This window comes from Lentzea sp. NPDC059081, from assembly GCF_042738015.1.
Lineage (GTDB): Bacteria > Actinomycetota > Actinomycetes > Mycobacteriales > Pseudonocardiaceae > Lentzea.
The window spans coordinates 357614-373503 of sequence record NZ_JBHYGW010000002.1; the positions used below are offsets into that span (position 1 = coordinate 357614).

Below are 15890 nucleotides of genomic sequence, written 5' to 3' on the forward strand. Positions count from 1 at the left end.
CGTCCCAGTCATGATCAGCAGGCGGCAGTTCTCCCAGGCACTGGCGGTGGCGGGCGTGGCGGCACCCCTCCTCACGCCGGCCGCGCACGCGTCCACCCCGTCGTGGGGCGAGATCAAGCAGGTCAGGGCCGGGCTGCTGACCATCGGGTACGCCGAGCTGGGCCCGAAGACCGGCCCGGTGACGATCCTGCTGCACGGCTGGCCGTACGACGTCCACAGCTACGTCGACGTCGCACCGGCGCTCGCGGCGCAGGGCCACCGCGTCCTCGTCCCGTACCTGCGCGGCTACGGCCCGACCCGGTTCCTGCACGCGCACACCCAGCGCAACGGCCAGCAGTCCGCGCTCGCGGCGGACGTCATCGCGTTCATGGACGCGCTGAACGTCCGCCAGGCGACGGTCGCGGGCTTCGACTGGGGCGCGCGGACCGCCTGCGTCACCGCGGCGCTGTGGCCGGACCGGGTCAAGGCGCTCGTGTCGGTCAGCGGCTACCTGGTCGTCAACCTCGCGCAGAACCAGGAACCGCTGACCCCGCAGGCCGAGCTGGGCTGGTGGTACCAGTACTACTTCGCGACCGAACGCGGCGTGCAGGGCTACACGCGGAACTCCTACGAGTTCAACAAACTCATCTGGAAGCTCGCCTCGCCGCGGTGGAACTTCGACGAGGCGACCTACGCCCGGAGCGCCACGGCCTGGAAGAACCCCGACCACGTCGCGATCGTCATCCACAACTACCGCTGGCGCCTGCAGCTCGCGGACGGCGAACGCCGCTACGACGGCCTCGAGAGCAAGCTCGCGCGGAAGCCCGTGATCTCCGTCCCGACGATCACGATCGGCAGCGACTTCGACGGGCCGAACAAGGACGGCGCCGCCTATCGCAAGCAGTTCGGCGGACGCTACGAGCACCGCGTCCTCGACGGGATCGGGCACAACGTCCCGCAGGAGGCCCCGGAGGCGTTCACCCGCGCGGTGCTCGACGCGACGCGCTAAACGGCGGGCGGCGTCAGGATCCCGCCCGCGGCCGTGCGGATGCGGAGGGAGGAAGCCCTCGCCTCCCGCGCGATCCGCTCGACGTCGTACCCGACCAGTCGGCCGCCCCGCTTCACGATCCGGCCGTCGGAGAACACGGTGTCAACGTTGGCAGGGGTCGCTGCCTGCACCAACGTCGTCTCGAACAGCCCGCCCGGCGCGAGGTTCACGTCGGTGGTGCGCACCAGCACGACGTCCGCCCGCTTCCCGACCGTGAGCGACCCCGTGACGTCGCCGAGGCCGAGCGCGCGGGCGCCGTTCAGCGTCGCCATCGTCAGCACGTCGCGGAACCCGACCTCCGGCAGCGTGGCCGAAGGTGTGCCCTGCCAGGGGATTCCGGTGGTCCAGGCGACGCGCATCGACTCGAACGAGTCCGACGGCGCGATCGACGTGGCGTCCGAGGACAGGGACACCGGCACGCCCGCCCGGCGGAAGCGCAGCAGGGTGTCCCGCGGGTCGCCGGCCGCGCCGAGCCGGAACTCCGAGTGGGGCGACCAGCTCAACGGCGTGCGGGTGCGCGCCATGATCTCCATGTCGCTGTCCAGCGCCGTGACGTAGTGCGTCAGCAGCGTCTTGGGTCCCAGCCAGCCGCGCCGCTCGTAGTCCGCCGCGTCGACGATCCGGGGCGGGGACTGGCCCGCGTGGATCGAGACCGGCAGGCCACGGCTCAGCGTCGCGTCCATGTCCGCGAAGAACGCAGGCTCGTCGCTCTGGGACAGCCCGCGCACGCAGACGCCCAGGTGCACCAAGCCGTCGAACGCGCTGCCGCGGGAGAAGTACCGCTGCCGCACGCTGTCCACGCCGGTGAAGTCCATCGGCACGTCACGCGGCATCTGGTCCACATGTCCGTACGAGAACCGTGCGCGCAGCAGGCCGTCGCGGTGCGCACGCAGCTCCGCCTCGGCGTGGGGGAGTGAGCGGGTGTTGTTGGACCAGTTGTGCACGGTCGTCACGCCCGCGTTCGCCAGTTCGGCGAGCCCGAGCAACACGCTCCGATAGACGTCTTGGGGTTCGTACAACGTGGATGTGGCGCGCTTCGCCGCGAAGTACGGGAACCCGTCGGCCACGAAGTTGCGGCCCAGCGCGCTCCACATGTGGAAGTGCGTGTTGACGAAACCGGGCATCACGATCATGTCGGTCGCGTCGACCACCCTGGCGCCACGCGCGTCCAGGCCGGGGCCGATGCCGACGATCGTGCCGTCGTCGATCAGGACGTCCGCGCGCGGCAGCGTCCCGAGGACCGGGTCGACCGTGACGACGGCGCCGCCCCGGATCAGGTAGCGGCGGCGGGAGGTGTCCGCGTCGGGAGCGGCGGTGGCGGGAACGGCGGCAGGAACGGCGGCTGTGGCCGAGACCGCGAGGGCGGCGCCGGCGGATTTCGCCAGCGTCCTACGGTTGATCATGCAAGTCCTCCAAACGGCGGGGTGCCTGCATGCTCGCTCACGGTCCGCGGCCTGTCACCGCGGTGGAAGGCCGGCTGCGCCGCTCGGCTCAGCGCGCCTGGTCGAGTGGGCGCAGGTACTTCATCGGATCCGCCGTCAGCGCGTCGATCTGCGACCTCAACGCCTGCAGGCGGGTCGACTCGCTGGCCTGGCGCCGGGTGATCTCGTCGACGTTGGCCGCCTGCACCACGAGGCCCGGCGCGACGAACCAGCCCTCCGGCAGCTTGCGGCCGCTCTTCGCGTGCTGGGCGAGCATCCACCCGGCCACGGCGCCCTTGAGGAAGTGCTCCGCGGAGATCGTCGCGAACAGGTGCCCCTCCTTGACGCCCTGCAACGCCTTCGGGTCGATGCTGAACGACGCCGCCAGCCACTTCCCGTTCTTCTCGGCGTGCACCGCGGCGAGGTTGACCGCGTCGACGTCGCCGGCGCCCAGCAACGCGAGCGCGTCGGTGTTCGCGTCGGCGATCCGCTGCCACGTCGCGAGGTTCGTGACGGCATCGCGTCCGGTGTCGAGCGGGCCGATCACCTGCAGCTTCGGCATCCGCTCCAGCAGCCGGGTCCGCATCCCGAGCACCCGCTGGTCGAGCGCGGGCATCGCGGGGGAGTTGCTGCCGATCACGATCTTGCCGGTGGCGTCCGGCGGCAGCTTGTCCGCGGTGACGTCCGCGAGCGTCCTGCCCAGGTCGAAGCCGTCGTTCTCGATCATGAACTTGACCTCGCTGCCCGGCGCGACCTGGCCGCCGGCCACCGCCATCACCGGGATGCCCTGCCCGACCACCTGCGCCATCGGCTCGGCCACGAGCTCCGGCGCGACCGCGGAGACCCCGATGCCGCCCTTGGCCCGCGTCGCGAGGTCGTGCAGCAGCTCGACCTGCTTGAGGCCGTCGTGCGTGTCCGGTCCGGTCAGCTCCACCTTCACGCCGCCCGCGATCTCCGCGCCGGCGCGGAAGCCGTCGCTCATCTCGCGCGAGAAGTCGCGGCTGTTGTTCTGCGCGAGGAACCCGATTGTGGGCGGGTCATCCGACGTCTTCTCGCCGCCGCATCCGCTCACCCCCGCCACCGCGAGCAAAACCGCTGGCAGGACGACACGGACTGCGCGAACCACGGAAAGCCCCATCAGTTGACCGCTCGAAAGCGGTCAAGGCTAGTGCACCGCGAACCGCTGTGTCGGCTTGCGTGCAATCCTTTGGCTGCGTACCAATAGCTACTTCGCCGGAAAGCGATGTCCACGTGAGGCGCCAATAGATGCTGTCCAACTGGGTCGAGGCCCGCACCACCGCGCACACGACCGTGATCAGCCTGACGATCGGTCTGGCCGCGCTGGCGGGTCTCGCGCTGTGGACGAGTCTCAGCATGCAGAGGGCCGCCGACCACCTGCACGAGCTCAACGAGATCAGCGACCGCTGGGGTCTCGTCGTCCAGAACGTCGACGTGGCCGACCACGCGCTCGTCGACTACCTCCGCTCCGGCACACCCGTCATGCGCAGACCCGTGTCGAACGCCGCGGGTGCCGCCGACGAGAGCCTGCGCTGGCTCAAGGCCCACGGCGGCACCGCCGACGTCCGCGCCGCCACGATCGTCAGCGACCTCTACGGCGACTACTCGACCCTGCTGCGCGACACGGTCACCGCGGGCGACCGCGGTGACGCCACCAGCGCGTGGCAGAAGGCGGACCAGGCCGAGCTGACGCTGGTCTCGTTGCGCAAGCAGCTCTCCACGGTCGTGCAGATCAAGCGCCTGGAGACCACCGACTACCTGCGGGAGGCCGAGGCGCAGAACGGCAGGCTGCGGCTCGCCGCCGTCATCGCGTTCGTCGTCGACCTCGGCCTGGTCGGGCTCTGCGCCGCGGTGCTGATCGGGCACCGCCGCAAGATCCTGCGCCAGGCGGCCAAGAGCGAGCACGAGGCGATGCACGACGCGCTGACGGGTCTCGCCAACCGCACCCTGCTCGTCCACCACGCCCAGGAGGCGATCGAGCGCTCGGACCGCACGGGCGACCCGCTCGGCCTGTTCCTGATCGACCTCAACCGCTTCAAGCCGATCAACGACACCCTCGGCCACGCGTTCGGCGACCGGCTGCTCCAGCACGTCGCGAACCGGCTGACCGCGGCCGTGCGCGACGTCGACACGGTGGCGCGCCTGGGCGGTGACGAGTTCGCCGTCCTGCTGCCGTCGGTGCTCTCGCCCGCGAACGCGCTCGTCGTCGCCGACCGCGTGCACCTCGCGCTGCAGGAGGCCGTCGACCTGGACGGCCTGTCCGTCGACGTCGGGTGCAGCATCGGCGTTGCCATGTACCCGGCCGACTCGGCGGACGTGCACGACCTGCTCAAGCACGCCGACATCGCCATGTACGCGGCCAAGCGCGCCCGCCTCGGCACGTCCGTCTTCGAGCCGGGCGACGACCACAGCGCCGCCCAGCTCACCGTGATCAGCGACCTGCGCCGCGCCCTGGACCACGAGGAGCTGGTGCTGCACTACCAGCCCAAGGCCGACGTGCGCACCGGTGCCGTCTGCGGCGCCGAGGTCCTGTGCCGCTGGCAGCACCCGCGTCTCGGCCTGCTCGGCCCCGACCGGTTCATCCCGGCGGCCGAGGAGACCGGCCTGATCGAGCCGCTCACCCGGTACGTGCTCGACCACTCGCTCGCGCAGTGCCGGACCTGGCACGCCGAGGGCTGGGACGTGCCGGTGTCGGTCAACGTCGGCGCCCAGTGCCTGCACGACCCGACGTTCCCCGAGCAGGTCGCCGACGCGCTGAAGCTGCACGGCCGCCCGCCGGACGTGCTGACGCTGGAGATCACCGAGAGCGCGATCATCGCCGACCCGATCCGCGCGAGCGACGTGCTGACCCGCCTGCGGGAGCTGGGCGTGCGGCTGTCGATCGACGACTTCGGCACCGGCTACTCGTCGATCGCCTACCTGCGGACGATGCCCGTGCACGAGATGAAGATCGACCGGTCGTTCACCACGAACATGCGCACGGACGCGTCCAGCGGCGCGATCACCCGCTCGTTGCTGGGACTCGCGCACAACCTCGAGCTGGAGGTCGTGGCCGAGGGCGTCGAGGACGAGGAGACGTGGGACGTCCTCGCCACCCTGGGCTGCGACATCGTGCAGGGGTACTGCCTGAGCAAACCGCTGCCGGCGGACGAGTTCGCCGCGTGGCTGCGGGACCGGACGGCGAAGGAGCTGACCGCGCCGGCGCCGTGACCTACCGCTGGGCCGCCAGCCGGTAGGCGGCGGCACCGATCAGCTCCAGCGACACCTGCAACCGTTCGAGGCTGACGTTGTCGCGGATCGTGTCCTCCGGCGTGTGGTAGATCGGCTCCAGCTCGGCCGGTCCGCCCTCGCCGCGCCAGCTGAAGTTCGCCGCCGCGATGCCCTTCTCGTGGAACGGCACGTGGTCGCTCGACCCGCGCACCACCGGTCCGTGCACCCGCGGGTCGTACCCGAGCCGTTGCGCGGCGGCGCGGACACCGGCGGTCGTCGTGTTGTCCGCGCCGTCGACCGAGAGCAGCCAGTAGGCCGTGGCGGGGTTGTGGCTGGTGGCGACCATGTCGTTCTGGAACACGCCCTTGATCCGCGCGATCTCCTCCGGCGGCAGCTGCGAGACGTAGTACCGCGAGCCCAGCAGGCCCTGCTCCTCCGAGCCCCACAGCGCGAACCGCACCGCCTTGTGCGTCGGCAGGTGCCGCAGCACGCGGGCGAGCTCCAGGCACAGCACCGTTCCGCTGCCGTCGTCGTTGGCGCCCGGCGAGCCCGGCACGCTGTCGTAGTGCGCGGTGACCATCACGACCCCGTTGTCGCGCCACGGGAACGTCGCCGGCCGGTCCGCGATCACGTTGTAGGACGTCAGGTTCGGGTGGTGCGTGGTGGTGATCGTGAGCTCGCCGGAGCCCTGGGCGCGCAGCTTCTCCGTGTGCACCTGCGCGAGGCCGATCACCGGCACGGCGACGTCCCGGTCGAGCGTGGGGGAGAAGGCGCTGGACTTGCTCGCCGTCGCGGAGATCCGGCCGAGGACGACGGCCACCGCGCCGCGGGCGATCGCGTCGTGCACGTGCGCGGACCCGGTGGGGGCGTTGACGAAGAACGCGATCTTGCCGGTCAGCTCGATGCCGTCCACCACCTCTGCGAACGGCGCCTTCACCGTCACGCCGAGCGAGCCGGACCGCGAGGCGCCGGCCTGCCACCGGCCGTCGATCTCGGCCAGGTACTTGTCCGGCACGGTGAACGGTTGCGTCGTCACCTGGTACCGCAACGCCTTCAGCTCCCGGACGAGGTAGTCGCGCGCCCGGTGCTCGGACTCGGTGCCGCCGATGCGCGGCCCGATCCGGTCGCTCAGGACCTTCAGGTGCTCCAGCGCGTGGCGGGCCCTGACCCGTGCCACGACGGGGAGGTCGCCGAGGTCGAGGTCGGGCAGGTGCGAGGCACCCGGCCGTTGCTCCTGGGCCGCGAGAGCACTGGCCGGGTTTGCCACGACGGCGGCGAGTCCCGCCGCCGCGGCGAAGAAGTCACGTCTGCGCATGTCGGTCCCCCATCGGAAGATGTGCAGGCGTTCCGAACGTAGGCAGGCGCGCACGGACCCGACAAGCGACTAGTGGATGGCTTTCGCGGCAGCGTGGTCGAGCACGAGGTCCTCGACCTGGCGGCGTGCGTCCGAACGGGCCTTGTGCACGCACGCCATGAGCCGTGCGGCGAGGACGTCCGGGTCGAGGTCGCGCACGTCCGGGCTCAGCGAGATGCCGGTCGTGACGCCGTTCGAGTCGACGGTCACGCTGACGCCGCCGCGCGTGGCCTCCCCGTTCACCGCGGCGAGCAGCCCGACCAGGTCGCGGTACCGGCGCTCCTCGCGTTCGGCGGTGGCGTTGCGGCGCTCCTCCCACCACTCGACCCGGCGGCGCAGCAACGCCGACGCGGTCGCGGGATCGGACACCGGGACGGTCCACGAGCCCGACGCGGTGTGCAGCACGATCGCGTTCGCCTGCGCCGTGACGCGGTCGATGCGCGCGAACGAGACCCCGGCGTCGACGCGCGAGCCGGTCCTGGTGGTCCAGTCGACGCGGTCGGTGCCGATCACCACGCGGGACCCACCGCCCGCGAGCACCAGCGGGAACGCCGTCGACCCGAGCTCCAGCACCGGAGTCGCGAGCAGCGAGCGGTGCGCCATCCTGGCGAGCGCGCTCGCCGAGCCCGCGCCGAGAACCCCGGCCGCGCACAACGCCTTCACCGCGATGGCCGCTCCCGGGCTGAGCCGCAGCGCGATCCCCGAACCCGGCAGCACGCCGAGCACGAGCTGTGCGCCGGTCATCAGCGTCGTCGCCGGCAGCCACGAGTGCGGGTCGCTCAACCCGTTGCGGCGCAACCACGACAGCAACGCCCACGCGCACGCCGCCGCCGCGACGGCCGGGATCGCGGTCCACCACGGCATGACCCGCTGGCCCGCCGACGTCATCCCGGCGAGCACGACGCAGACGATCCCGATCGCGACGGGCAGCACGCCGGCGGAGAGCAGCAGCAACGTCCTGGTGCGACGCCAGCGCGCGGCCAGCGCGTGCACGACGTGGGGGTCGTTGATCAGGGGGATGGACCGGGGAATGAGTGTCATCAGCGCACCCCTAGTCAGCTCTCCGCCGCCACCGCGTGTGACGTGCGGGCCGACCAGACTTCCCGGCTCACCTGCCCGTTAATATGCCGTAAATGTCCAGATCAGGCAAGCCCTGTCCACAGTGGACGGTGGTGGTCCGTGGCACCGGACCACCACCGTTCCGTTGTGTCAGGCCGTTTTCGCGCGCCTGCCCAGGACGAGATCCACCACGAGGAACACGACGAGGCTGATCCCGAGCAGCGGCACGAACCAGCCGACGACCAGGGTGGCGGCCCCGAGACCGGCCAGCGCCGCCGGCGGGGCCTTGCGCCACTGGCCGCGCGGCGTCGGACGGCCGAAGCCGCTCGTCGGCCTGCGCTTCCACCACATCCGGTAGCCCATCACGACCAGTGCGACGAGCCCGCCGCCGATGAGCAGCAGCAGGAGCTGGTTGGGCCAGCCGAACAGCACGCCCATGTGCGCGTCGATGCCCCACCGGGTCAGCTTCGCGGCGAGCGGGAAGTCGGCGAACCGCACCGAGCTCACCACCTCGCCGCCCTGCACCGCGACCTGGTCGCCCTGCGTCGGCAGGCCCTTCTCGATCTCGGCGACCTTCCAGACGCCGTCGGACGTGGTGGGCAGGCCGATCTCGACCAGCTTGGCGTCGACGCCCCACGACCGCGCGGCGCCCAGCACGCCGTCGATGTCGCCGGGACCGCCGGCGGCCGGGTCGTGCTCGCCGTGGTCCGCGTGGTCGCCGCCTCCGCCGGGCATCTCCAGCGACGGCGTGGTCCAGCCGAACGACTGGCGCAGCGACGCGATGTTCTCGCCCGCGTAGGCCGACCACGTGAGCCCGGTGGCGGACAGGAACAAGGCGCCCGCCAGCACCCACACGCCGACCAGGCCGTGCTTGCGGATGCGCTTGCTGTTGCGGGGCCTGCTGATCCACAGCACCAGCCCGCCGAGCGCCACGACCCACAGCCACGACGCGGCGAGCTCGCTGTAGAGGCGGCCGGGCTCGCCGAGCATCAGGTTGCGGTGCAACTGGTCCAGCGTCGTGCGCACCGGCAGCACGCCGCTCGTCCCGTAGGCGACGAGGTCACCGGTGACGCGTCCGGTGCCGGGGTCGACGAAGACCGCGCGGCGTTCGGACTCGCCCAGACCCTCCTCGGCGAACAGGACGCGCGTGGTGAGACCGGGTTCCGGGGCGGGGCGGACCGCCACGAGCGTGCCCTGCGGCGAGGTCGCGAGCGCGGCCTCGACCTGGGTCTTGAGCGGGAGCTGGTTCGCGGTCGCGGGCACGCGGAGCTGGTCCGAGTAGATCCACGACTCGAGCTGCGGGGTCAGGGCGTAGAGCACGCCGGTCAGTGCTGCGATGAGGACGAACGGGCCGACGAGCACACCTGCGTAGAAGTGCAGGCGCATGAAGAGCCCTCGCCACGCGAACGATGTGCGTGACGGAGCGGATGTGGTGGTCATGGCACTCCAAATGGGCGTGAACAGGTACCAGGACCGCGCGGATGCGGTCCTGTGAAAGGGGTTTTCAGACCTGTTCAGCCGGAGGACCGCGCCACGACAGCACGTCCGGGGAGACGGTCGCGGCCGGCCCGTGCGCGGGCGTGGCGACGACGAGGGGAGCGGAGGCGGGCAGGACGGCGGGCCTGCGGGGAAGAACCGCCGCGACGGCACGGGCGACCGTCAGCACCGTGCGTTCGGCGACGGCGAGGACGGCGATGGTGAGTGCGGTGGCCACGACGTGCGACACGACCATGCGTGACGGATCGGCGTGCTCGTGCCGCGACTCGGCGAGCGACAGCACGAAGTGCATCGCGAGCTGGCCTCCGCCGACCAGTGCGAGCAACCGCGCGGGCGTCAGCTCGTGCCGGGCGAACCCGGTCGTCGCCCACGTCAGCAGCGCCACGAGCGAGAAAACCAGTCCCGCGTCGGGCAGACGGCCGTCCGCACCCGTGTGCGCGAAGACCGCCAACGCTCCGGTGACCACGCCGACAGCAGCGCAGCGCACACGGCGCAACGGCACTGGTGGCGGGGTCATGAGCAGGAGCGTAGCCAGCGAACCGGGATAAACCACCCCACGCAATTTCGCCGGGAACGGTTCAATGTCGTCGTGATCACTTACGACACCGATGTCAGCGCTCTCACCGAGGAAGACCTGGTGGGCTTCTTCGTCGGCTGGCCGACCCCTCCGTCACCCGCGCAGCACCTCGCCGTGCTGCGCGGGAGCTACCGCGTGGTGGTCGCACGCTCGCAGGACACCGTCGCCGGGTTCGTGAACATGATCAGCGACGGCGTGCTGACGGCGTTCGTCCCGTGGCTGGAGGTGCGGCCGGAGTTCCAGGGGCGCGGCATCGGCTCCGAGCTGATGCGCCGGGTCTTCGCCGAGGCCGAGCACCTCTACTCCGTGGACCTGGTGTGTGACGACGCGCTGCGGCCGTACTACGAACGCCTCGGCATGGCGGCGCTGACCGGAATGGGCGTGCGCCACCGCGGCGTGCTGAACGGTTAGATCCCTTCGAGGTCGAGGGTCTGCTGGTGCGGCCCTCCGGTGAACGAGCTGGTGAGCAACCCGGCGCTGCGGCAGCGCCCGCACGTCACCGGGGACGTCGTCGCCTTGAACCGGGTGAAGTCCCAGCTGCCCGTGCCGACGTGGCAGCCGGGGCCGGGCACCTCGAGCCCCAGCCAGCCCTGCAGCCGCACGGCGTGGACGACGTCGGACCCCTCGAGGTAGCCGTTGAGCCGTCCCGCGAACCGGTTGCGCGCTTCCTCCGCGGGCGCGCTCAGTGCCTCCTGCAACAACGAGATGCCGTTCATGACAGCGATTCAACCTCACCCGGACGCGTCGAGCCGCGCACCACGCCGCTCCAGGACCGCGAGGCTGCGCGCACACCACCGCGCGTTGTCCCGTTCGAACGACAGGCCGCGCACCAGGGTCAGGTACGGCCCGACCCGGTCGGCCTCGTCCAGGAACTCCTCCTCGGTCCGCCCGTCGAGCAGCCGCGCCCTCAGCCGCTCGTAGCGCGCGATCTTGGCCTCCGCCCACTGCCGGCGTTCGCGGATCGACGCCTTCACGGCCTCGACGTCGCCCGCCTCCACCGCCATCACCGCGACCAGCAGCTCGTCGCGGATCGCGGTGGGCTTGTGCTGCTCGGCGGTGAACGCGGTCAGTGCCTCCACGCCCTGCGCGGTGAGCGAGAAGAGCCGCTTGGTCGGCCTGCGCTCCTGCTCGACCGTGCGCGCCTCGACCAGCCTGTCCGCCGTCATCCGGTCCAGCTCGCGGTAGAGCTGCTGCGGGGTGCACGTCCAGAAGTTCGCCACCGACGCGTCGAACGCCTTGGCCAGGTCGTAGCCGGACGCCGCCCCGTCGAGCAGCGCGGCCATCACGGCGTTGCGCAGAGACATAGTCGCAGGTTACGGTGCCCTGACCTAGTCAACAAGTTGAGTATTCGGGGTACTGACGTGGACGCATTCCGCAAGGCGGTCGAGGCACGCGACACCGACGCCATGGAGGCCTGCCTGGCCGACGACGTGGTGTTCACCAGCCCCGTCGCGTTCACGCCGTACCCCGGCAAGCCGATCACCGCGGCGATCCTGCGCGGCGTGCTGCGGGTGTTCGAGAACTTCCGCTACGAGCGCGTGATCCACGACGGGGACAACCACGCCCTGGTCTTCCGCACCGAGGTGAGTGGCAAGGAGATCCAGGGCTGCGACTTCCTGCACCTGAACGCCGACGGGTTGATCGACGAGTTCACCGTGATGGTGCGCCCGCTGTCCGGCGCCCAGGCGCTGTCGGAGGCCATGGCCGCGCAGTTCGACCAGATCAAGGCCGAGGCGCTAGAAGCGTTCCACGCCCAGCGCGACTAGCGCCAGGTCGAGGTTGCCCAGCCCCTGCAGCTCACGTCCTCGTCCGGTCTGCGCGTCCAGCTCCACGATCGCGGTGTTGCGCTGGTCGTCCGCGGACATCGTCTTGAGCGCGGCGTCGTCGCGGATACCGGTCTCCCGCAGGAACACCATGACCGCGCCGATGCCGGCGAGGTCGGCGTCGTTGTAGGCCTGGTAGTTCGTCTGGTTGCTGAGCGACGTCATCACGACGATCAACGTGTTGCGCATGTCGTCGTGGGACATGGCGTTGAGCTGGTGCTGGGTGCGGAACCGGCCCAGCAGCAGCACGCCGCGCACGAAGAAGCTGACCAGGCCGGGGCGTTGGCCGCGCCTCGCGAGGTCGCTGCCCAGCGCGATCTGGGCGAGTTGCAGGTTCGTGAAGCCCTGCAACGCCCTGCCCGCGCCGGTCTGCGCGTCGAGCTCGACGATCGCGGTGTTGCGCTGGTCGTCCGCGGACATCGTCTTGAGTGCCGCGTCGTCGCGCAAACCGTTGCGGCGCAGGAAGACCATCATCGCGCCCATGCCCGCCAGCGTGTCGTTGTCGTAGCGCTGGTAGTCGTCCTGGTTGCTGTGGTTGGTCATCTCGACGATCAACGTGTTGCGCATGTCGTCGTGGGACATGGCGTTCAGCTGGTGCTGCGTGCGGAACCCGCCTGCCAGCAGCACACCGCGGATCGGGAACGAGATCACCGACCCCGCGCGCACCTCGACGTCGGCGAAGTCGTGCCCGGACCCGGTGAGCCGCACCGTGAAGTCGCCGGCCGGGCACACCCAGTCGGTGACGCCGAGCCGCACCACGCCCACGTACACGATCCGGCCCTCGGGGCTGCGGTGGTGCACGACCAGGCCTTCCGGCGTGATCGCCGCGTCGTAGCCACGGCGCTGGCGCAGTTCGACGAAGAACGTGCGGCCATCACGTCGTTGGGACGGCACGGCGATCAGCACGGGTTTGCCGGAGCCCGGCGAGTCGTAGTTCAGCGCGAACAACCGCACGCTGACGGGCAAAGAGCGGACGTTCACCACCGACGAGCTGTCGCGGAACGCCTGCACGCCGTACAGGTGCGCGGCGGTCAGCAGCGGACCGACGATCAGGTTCGCCGGCTTGCCCAGGAACGGCGCCTCGTGGTTCGGCCCGCCGTCGGGCAGTCGCGGGTCCGTGGCGCGCACGAAACTGGGCTGGCCGGGGACTCCGTTGCCGTAGACGCGCGCGCTCATCACCGAGTAAGGCGAGCCGTACTCGCTCTTGCCGTCCGTGTCGAGCTCGTGGCTCAGGCCGAAGCCGTGCCCGAGCTCCTGGCAGGCCGCGTCGAACGGCGTCACCGAGTCGACCACGCTGACCGCGACCTGCTTGTCCCCGCCCGGCACCGGCACGGTGACGGATCCGCCGCCCCACCACCCGGTCGAGCGGGCCAGCCAGATCAGCAGGACGTCCGTGCTCGCCCAGTCGACCTGCGTGGCGGCCTTGACCACGGCCTCGTGCAGGGCGCCGCGCCGGTCGTTGGTGACCGTGCCGGGGTCGGGGATCTCCACCGGGTCGTACACCCGGCTGCTCACGTCGAAGTGCCCGCGCGAGGACCGCCACCAGAAGTCCCCCAGGCCGAGCTCCACGCCCGGCCGCATCCAGTTCTCGAACTGCTCGCGCGACCAGACCGGGTCCGCGGCCGCGTACCGCACCGGAACGACTGCGATCATCGTCGCCTCCTCCGTGCCGCCTGAGTGGACACAGAGGAACTCGGTTGCCGGCCAAGAACGTTACGCGGCTCTTTCGTACACGCTCACGTGCCGCGTGCTGGACGCCACGAACGGCTCAGCGCTCCAGCCGGCCCACCGGTCGCGCAGCCGCAGCCCCGCGATCCTGGCCATCAGGTCGAACTCGGACGGGTAGGTCAGGCGCTGCCGGATCGGGCCGAAGCGGATGCCGTCCGCGCTGATCACCACGTGGTTCTCGTCGAGCATCTGGGTGACGGGGTCGTAGCGGTTGACGTCGAGGCCGACGCGGTCGAGCTCCATCGACTCGACGTCGATGAACTGGTGCCGGTCGCGCGCGGCCCAGCTCGGCAGGCCGCACTCGATCACGAACACGCCGCCGGGGGCGAGGTGCCGTGCCGCGTTCTCGAAGCACCGCACCTGGTCGTCCTGGGTGAGGAGGTTGGTGATCGTGTTGAAGACCAGGTACACCAGCGAGTACGTCCGTCCGGTGCCCACAGTGGACATGTCACCCATCGTGACGTCGACGTCGGCGCCGCCGGGTTTCTCCCGCATCCGCGCGACCATGTCGGGGGAGAGCTCGATGCCGTCCACCGCCACGCCGGACTCCTTGAGCGGCAACGCGATGCGGCCGGTGCCAATGGCGAGCTCCAGCGCCGTGGCGCCGTGGCTCGCGAGGAACCGCACGCACTCGTCCTCGTCGCCGCGGGGTGAGTTGTCGTAGTTCTTCGCCGTTTCGGGCCCGAAACTCGGGTCGAATCCCTTCACCTGACCCACGCTAGCCAGCGTGCCAACTAGTTTTACGGGCATGGACTTCATCGGGCAGGACCTGAGCGGATCCTCTTTCGAGCGGGTGAAGCTGGGCGGGGCGACGTTTCGTGCGGTGTCCATGCAGGACACGGTGTTCCGCGGCGTGTGGATGAACCGCGTCGTGATGCGCGGCGTCGAGATGGCCGACGTCGACATCCACGGCGAGATCGGCAAGCTGACCGTCAACGGCGTGGACATCGGCCCGTACGTCGAGGCCGAGCTGAACCGCCGCCACCCCGAGCGCGCGAAGATGCGGCCCACGGACCCGGACGGGTTCCGCGAGGCGTGGGCGACGCTCGAACGGCTGTGGGACGGCACGGTCGCCCGCGCCCGCGGCCTGGACCCCGAGCTGCTGCACGAGTCGGTCGACGGCGAGTGGTCGTTCATCGAGACCTTGCGGCACCTGGTGTTCGCGACGGACGCGTGGATCCGCCGCGTCATCCAGGGCGACCTCGCGCCGTGGCACCCGCTCGACCTGCCGTGGGACGAGATGCGCGACACGCCGGGCATTCCCCGCGACCGCGCCGCCCGGCCGTCGCTCGACGAGGTGCTCGAGCTGCGGCACGACCGGATGGCGGGCGTCCGGGCGTTGCTGGCCGGCATCACCGAGGAGCAGCTGGCGTCGGACACCGTGCCGGTGGCGGACACCGGCGGCTGGCCGGAGGCGCAGGCGTACCCGCTCGGCGAGGTCGTGCTCGGGATCATCAACGAGGAGTGGGAGCACCGCCTCTACGCCGAACGCGACCTCGACGCGCTGGTCAAGCGGGCAGGTTCCTGAGCAGCGCCAGGTCGTGCAGGTCGCGCTCGCGCGGCTCGTACCCCTGGTGGAAGTGCAGCTGCTGCTCCTTCGACAGGCACGGCACGGTGCTGCCGAGGACCGTTCCGGTCACGAAGCACGAAGCGGGGTAGCGGAACGGCTCGCCGGGCGTCAGCGACGACTGCTCGGCGCTGCCGTCCGCCGCGAACCGCAACGGGTGCAGGTCGATCTCGCGTCCGGCGGGATCGGTGAGCACGAACCGCACCGGCCGCCACGACAGCGTCTCGGCGAAACCCAGGTCGTCGAGCGCCTTCAGGACTTCTGGTTCCTGGTCCTCGCGGTGCATGAGGTCGAGGTCGTCGTGCGGCCGGGTCTGCCTGCCCACCAGCGCGTCGACGCCCCAGCCGCCGCCGATCCAGACCTGGTTCCCGTCCAGCGCCGCCAAGATCTCCAGCACGTCTTCCGCTTCCACGTGGTGAGCAAAGCAGCCGAGCGGCGGTCCGGTCACCTCGGTTACTGCTGCGTCGGGGGTCGTGCCGGACTTCACGCTGCCGCTCCACGGCGCTGACACCGACTGCACGTCCACCTCGTCGGCTCGGCCAGCGTCGGCTCCGTCCTGTGGGCCGTCCAGTCGACACTGAGGGACCGGCGCGACATCCACACCTTCCG

At 70.9% G+C, this 15890-nt stretch carries 16 protein-coding genes; 5 read left to right on the forward strand and 11 right to left on the reverse strand.

Annotation, left to right across the window (positions count from 1 at the left end):
- Positions 1-10: 10 nt before the first annotated feature.
- Entirely contained in the window at positions 11-988 is a 978-nt protein-coding gene (locus ACFWV3_RS06260) for an alpha/beta fold hydrolase (RefSeq protein WP_382408883.1), read from the forward strand.
- Here the strand turns inward: ACFWV3_RS06260 and ACFWV3_RS06265 are convergent.
- Together ACFWV3_RS06265 and ACFWV3_RS06270 are read right to left on the reverse strand one after the other, a co-directional pair.
- Complete coding sequence (locus ACFWV3_RS06265; protein WP_382408885.1) at positions 985-2430, reverse strand: amidohydrolase family protein; 1446 nt, start codon at positions 2428-2430, stop codon at positions 985-987. The genes ACFWV3_RS06260 and ACFWV3_RS06265 overlap by 4 nt on opposite strands.
- Positions 2431-2518: 88 nt before the next feature.
- Positions 2519-3520 carry a sugar ABC transporter substrate-binding protein gene (locus ACFWV3_RS06270; RefSeq protein ID WP_382408887.1) on the reverse strand — a complete coding sequence of 334 codons (1002 nt, stop codon included), beginning with the start codon at positions 3518-3520 and terminating at the stop codon, positions 2519-2521.
- Positions 3521-3714: 194 nt separating this feature from the next.
- Here ACFWV3_RS06270 and ACFWV3_RS06275 point away from each other — a divergent pair, with 194 nt between their 5' ends.
- Entirely contained in the window at positions 3715-5676 is a 1962-nt protein-coding gene (locus ACFWV3_RS06275) for a putative bifunctional diguanylate cyclase/phosphodiesterase (RefSeq protein ID WP_382408889.1), read from the forward strand.
- A gap of 1 nt (position 5677) precedes the next feature.
- Here ACFWV3_RS06275 and ACFWV3_RS06280 read toward each other — a convergent pair whose 3' ends face one another.
- The 4 genes from ACFWV3_RS06280 to ACFWV3_RS06295 form a co-directional block, all read right to left on the reverse strand.
- Positions 5678-6991 carry a M28 family peptidase gene (locus ACFWV3_RS06280; protein WP_382408891.1) on the reverse strand — a complete coding sequence of 438 codons (1314 nt, stop codon included), beginning with the start codon at positions 6989-6991 and terminating at the stop codon, positions 5678-5680.
- A 69-nt stretch (positions 6992-7060) separates the two neighbouring features.
- Entirely contained in the window at positions 7061-8071 is a 1011-nt protein-coding gene (locus tag ACFWV3_RS06285) for a YbaB/EbfC family nucleoid-associated protein (RefSeq protein WP_382408893.1), read from the reverse strand.
- 168 nt (positions 8072-8239) lie between these two features.
- Entirely contained in the window at positions 8240-9529 is a 1290-nt protein-coding gene (locus ACFWV3_RS06290) for a PepSY-associated TM helix domain-containing protein (protein ID WP_382408895.1), read from the reverse strand.
- A gap of 64 nt (positions 9530-9593) precedes the next feature.
- Positions 9594-10103 (reverse strand): hypothetical protein, encoded by a 510-nt coding sequence (locus ACFWV3_RS06295; RefSeq protein WP_382408897.1) that lies wholly within the window; start codon positions 10101-10103, stop codon positions 9594-9596.
- Between the two features lie 72 nt (positions 10104-10175).
- Between ACFWV3_RS06295 and ACFWV3_RS06300 the strand changes: the two genes are divergently transcribed.
- A complete protein-coding gene (locus tag ACFWV3_RS06300; RefSeq protein ID WP_382408899.1) occupies positions 10176-10574 on the forward strand; it encodes a GNAT family N-acetyltransferase in 399 nt (132 codons plus the stop codon).
- On the opposite strand, the gene ACFWV3_RS06305 is transcribed toward ACFWV3_RS06300, so the two are convergent.
- Positions 10571-10879 carry a hypothetical protein gene (locus tag ACFWV3_RS06305; RefSeq protein WP_319963899.1) on the reverse strand — a complete coding sequence of 103 codons (309 nt, stop codon included), beginning with the start codon at positions 10877-10879 and terminating at the stop codon, positions 10571-10573. The genes ACFWV3_RS06300 and ACFWV3_RS06305 overlap by 4 nt on opposite strands.
- Positions 10880-10894: 15 nt before the next feature.
- Positions 10895-11467, reverse strand: coding sequence for a PadR family transcriptional regulator (locus ACFWV3_RS06310; RefSeq protein WP_382408902.1), 573 nt, complete (start codon positions 11465-11467; stop codon positions 10895-10897).
- A gap of 57 nt (positions 11468-11524) precedes the next feature.
- Here ACFWV3_RS06310 and ACFWV3_RS06315 point away from each other — a divergent pair, with 57 nt between their 5' ends.
- Positions 11525-11929: a nuclear transport factor 2 family protein gene (locus ACFWV3_RS06315; protein WP_382408904.1), complete on the forward strand. Its 405-nt coding sequence runs from the start codon at positions 11525-11527 to the stop codon at positions 11927-11929.
- On the opposite strand, the gene ACFWV3_RS06320 is transcribed toward ACFWV3_RS06315, so the two are convergent.
- Together ACFWV3_RS06320 and ACFWV3_RS06325 are read right to left on the reverse strand one after the other, a co-directional pair.
- A complete protein-coding gene (locus ACFWV3_RS06320) occupies positions 11900-13639 on the reverse strand; it encodes a hypothetical protein (RefSeq protein WP_382408906.1) in 1740 nt (579 codons plus the stop codon). The two genes, ACFWV3_RS06315 and ACFWV3_RS06320, sit on opposite strands and share 30 nt — an antisense overlap.
- 60 nt (positions 13640-13699) lie before the next feature.
- The gene (locus tag ACFWV3_RS06325) at positions 13700-14422 is read right to left on the reverse strand and encodes a class I SAM-dependent DNA methyltransferase (protein WP_382408908.1); all 723 of its coding nucleotides are present in this window, start codon (positions 14420-14422) and stop codon (positions 13700-13702) included.
- A gap of 40 nt (positions 14423-14462) precedes the next feature.
- On the opposite strand from ACFWV3_RS06325, the gene ACFWV3_RS06330 reads away from it, so the two are divergent.
- A complete protein-coding gene (locus ACFWV3_RS06330) occupies positions 14463-15242 on the forward strand; it encodes a DinB family protein (protein WP_382408910.1) in 780 nt (259 codons plus the stop codon).
- Here ACFWV3_RS06330 and ACFWV3_RS06335 read toward each other — a convergent pair.
- On the reverse strand, positions 15223-15801 hold the full coding sequence (locus tag ACFWV3_RS06335) for a nucleotidyltransferase domain-containing protein (RefSeq protein WP_382408912.1): 579 nt from the start codon (positions 15799-15801) through the stop codon (positions 15223-15225). The genes ACFWV3_RS06330 and ACFWV3_RS06335 overlap by 20 nt on opposite strands.
- Positions 15802-15890: the final 89 nt, after the last annotated feature.

Excerpts from the sequence above, each read along its gene's own strand:
- ACFWV3_RS06260 (WP_382408883.1), top strand. The coding sequence starts at position 11 with ATGATCAGCAGGCGGCAGTTCTCCCAGGCACTGGCGGTGGCGGGCGTG.
- ACFWV3_RS06265 (WP_382408885.1), bottom strand. The coding sequence starts at position 2,430 with ATGATCAACCGTAGGACGCTGGCGAAATCCGCCGGCGCCGCCCTCGCG.
- ACFWV3_RS06275 (WP_382408889.1), top strand. The coding sequence starts at position 3,715 with ATGCTGTCCAACTGGGTCGAGGCCCGCACCACCGCGCACACGACCGTG.
- ACFWV3_RS06280 (WP_382408891.1), bottom strand. The coding sequence starts at position 6,991 with ATGCGCAGACGTGACTTCTTCGCCGCGGCGGCGGGACTCGCCGCCGTC.
- ACFWV3_RS06285 (WP_382408893.1), bottom strand. The coding sequence starts at position 8,071 with ATGACACTCATTCCCCGGTCCATCCCCCTGATCAACGACCCCCACGTC.
- ACFWV3_RS06290 (WP_382408895.1), bottom strand. The coding sequence starts at position 9,529 with ATGACCACCACATCCGCTCCGTCACGCACATCGTTCGCGTGGCGAGGG.
- ACFWV3_RS06295 (WP_382408897.1), bottom strand. The coding sequence starts at position 10,103 with ATGACCCCGCCACCAGTGCCGTTGCGCCGTGTGCGCTGCGCTGCTGTC.
- ACFWV3_RS06305 (WP_319963899.1), bottom strand. The coding sequence starts at position 10,879 with ATGAACGGCATCTCGTTGTTGCAGGAGGCACTGAGCGCGCCCGCGGAG.
- ACFWV3_RS06310 (WP_382408902.1), bottom strand. The coding sequence starts at position 11,467 with ATGTCTCTGCGCAACGCCGTGATGGCCGCGCTGCTCGACGGGGCGGCG.
- ACFWV3_RS06320 (WP_382408906.1), bottom strand. The coding sequence starts at position 13,639 with ATGATCGCAGTCGTTCCGGTGCGGTACGCGGCCGCGGACCCGGTCTGG.
- ACFWV3_RS06330 (WP_382408910.1), top strand. The coding sequence starts at position 14,463 with ATGGACTTCATCGGGCAGGACCTGAGCGGATCCTCTTTCGAGCGGGTG.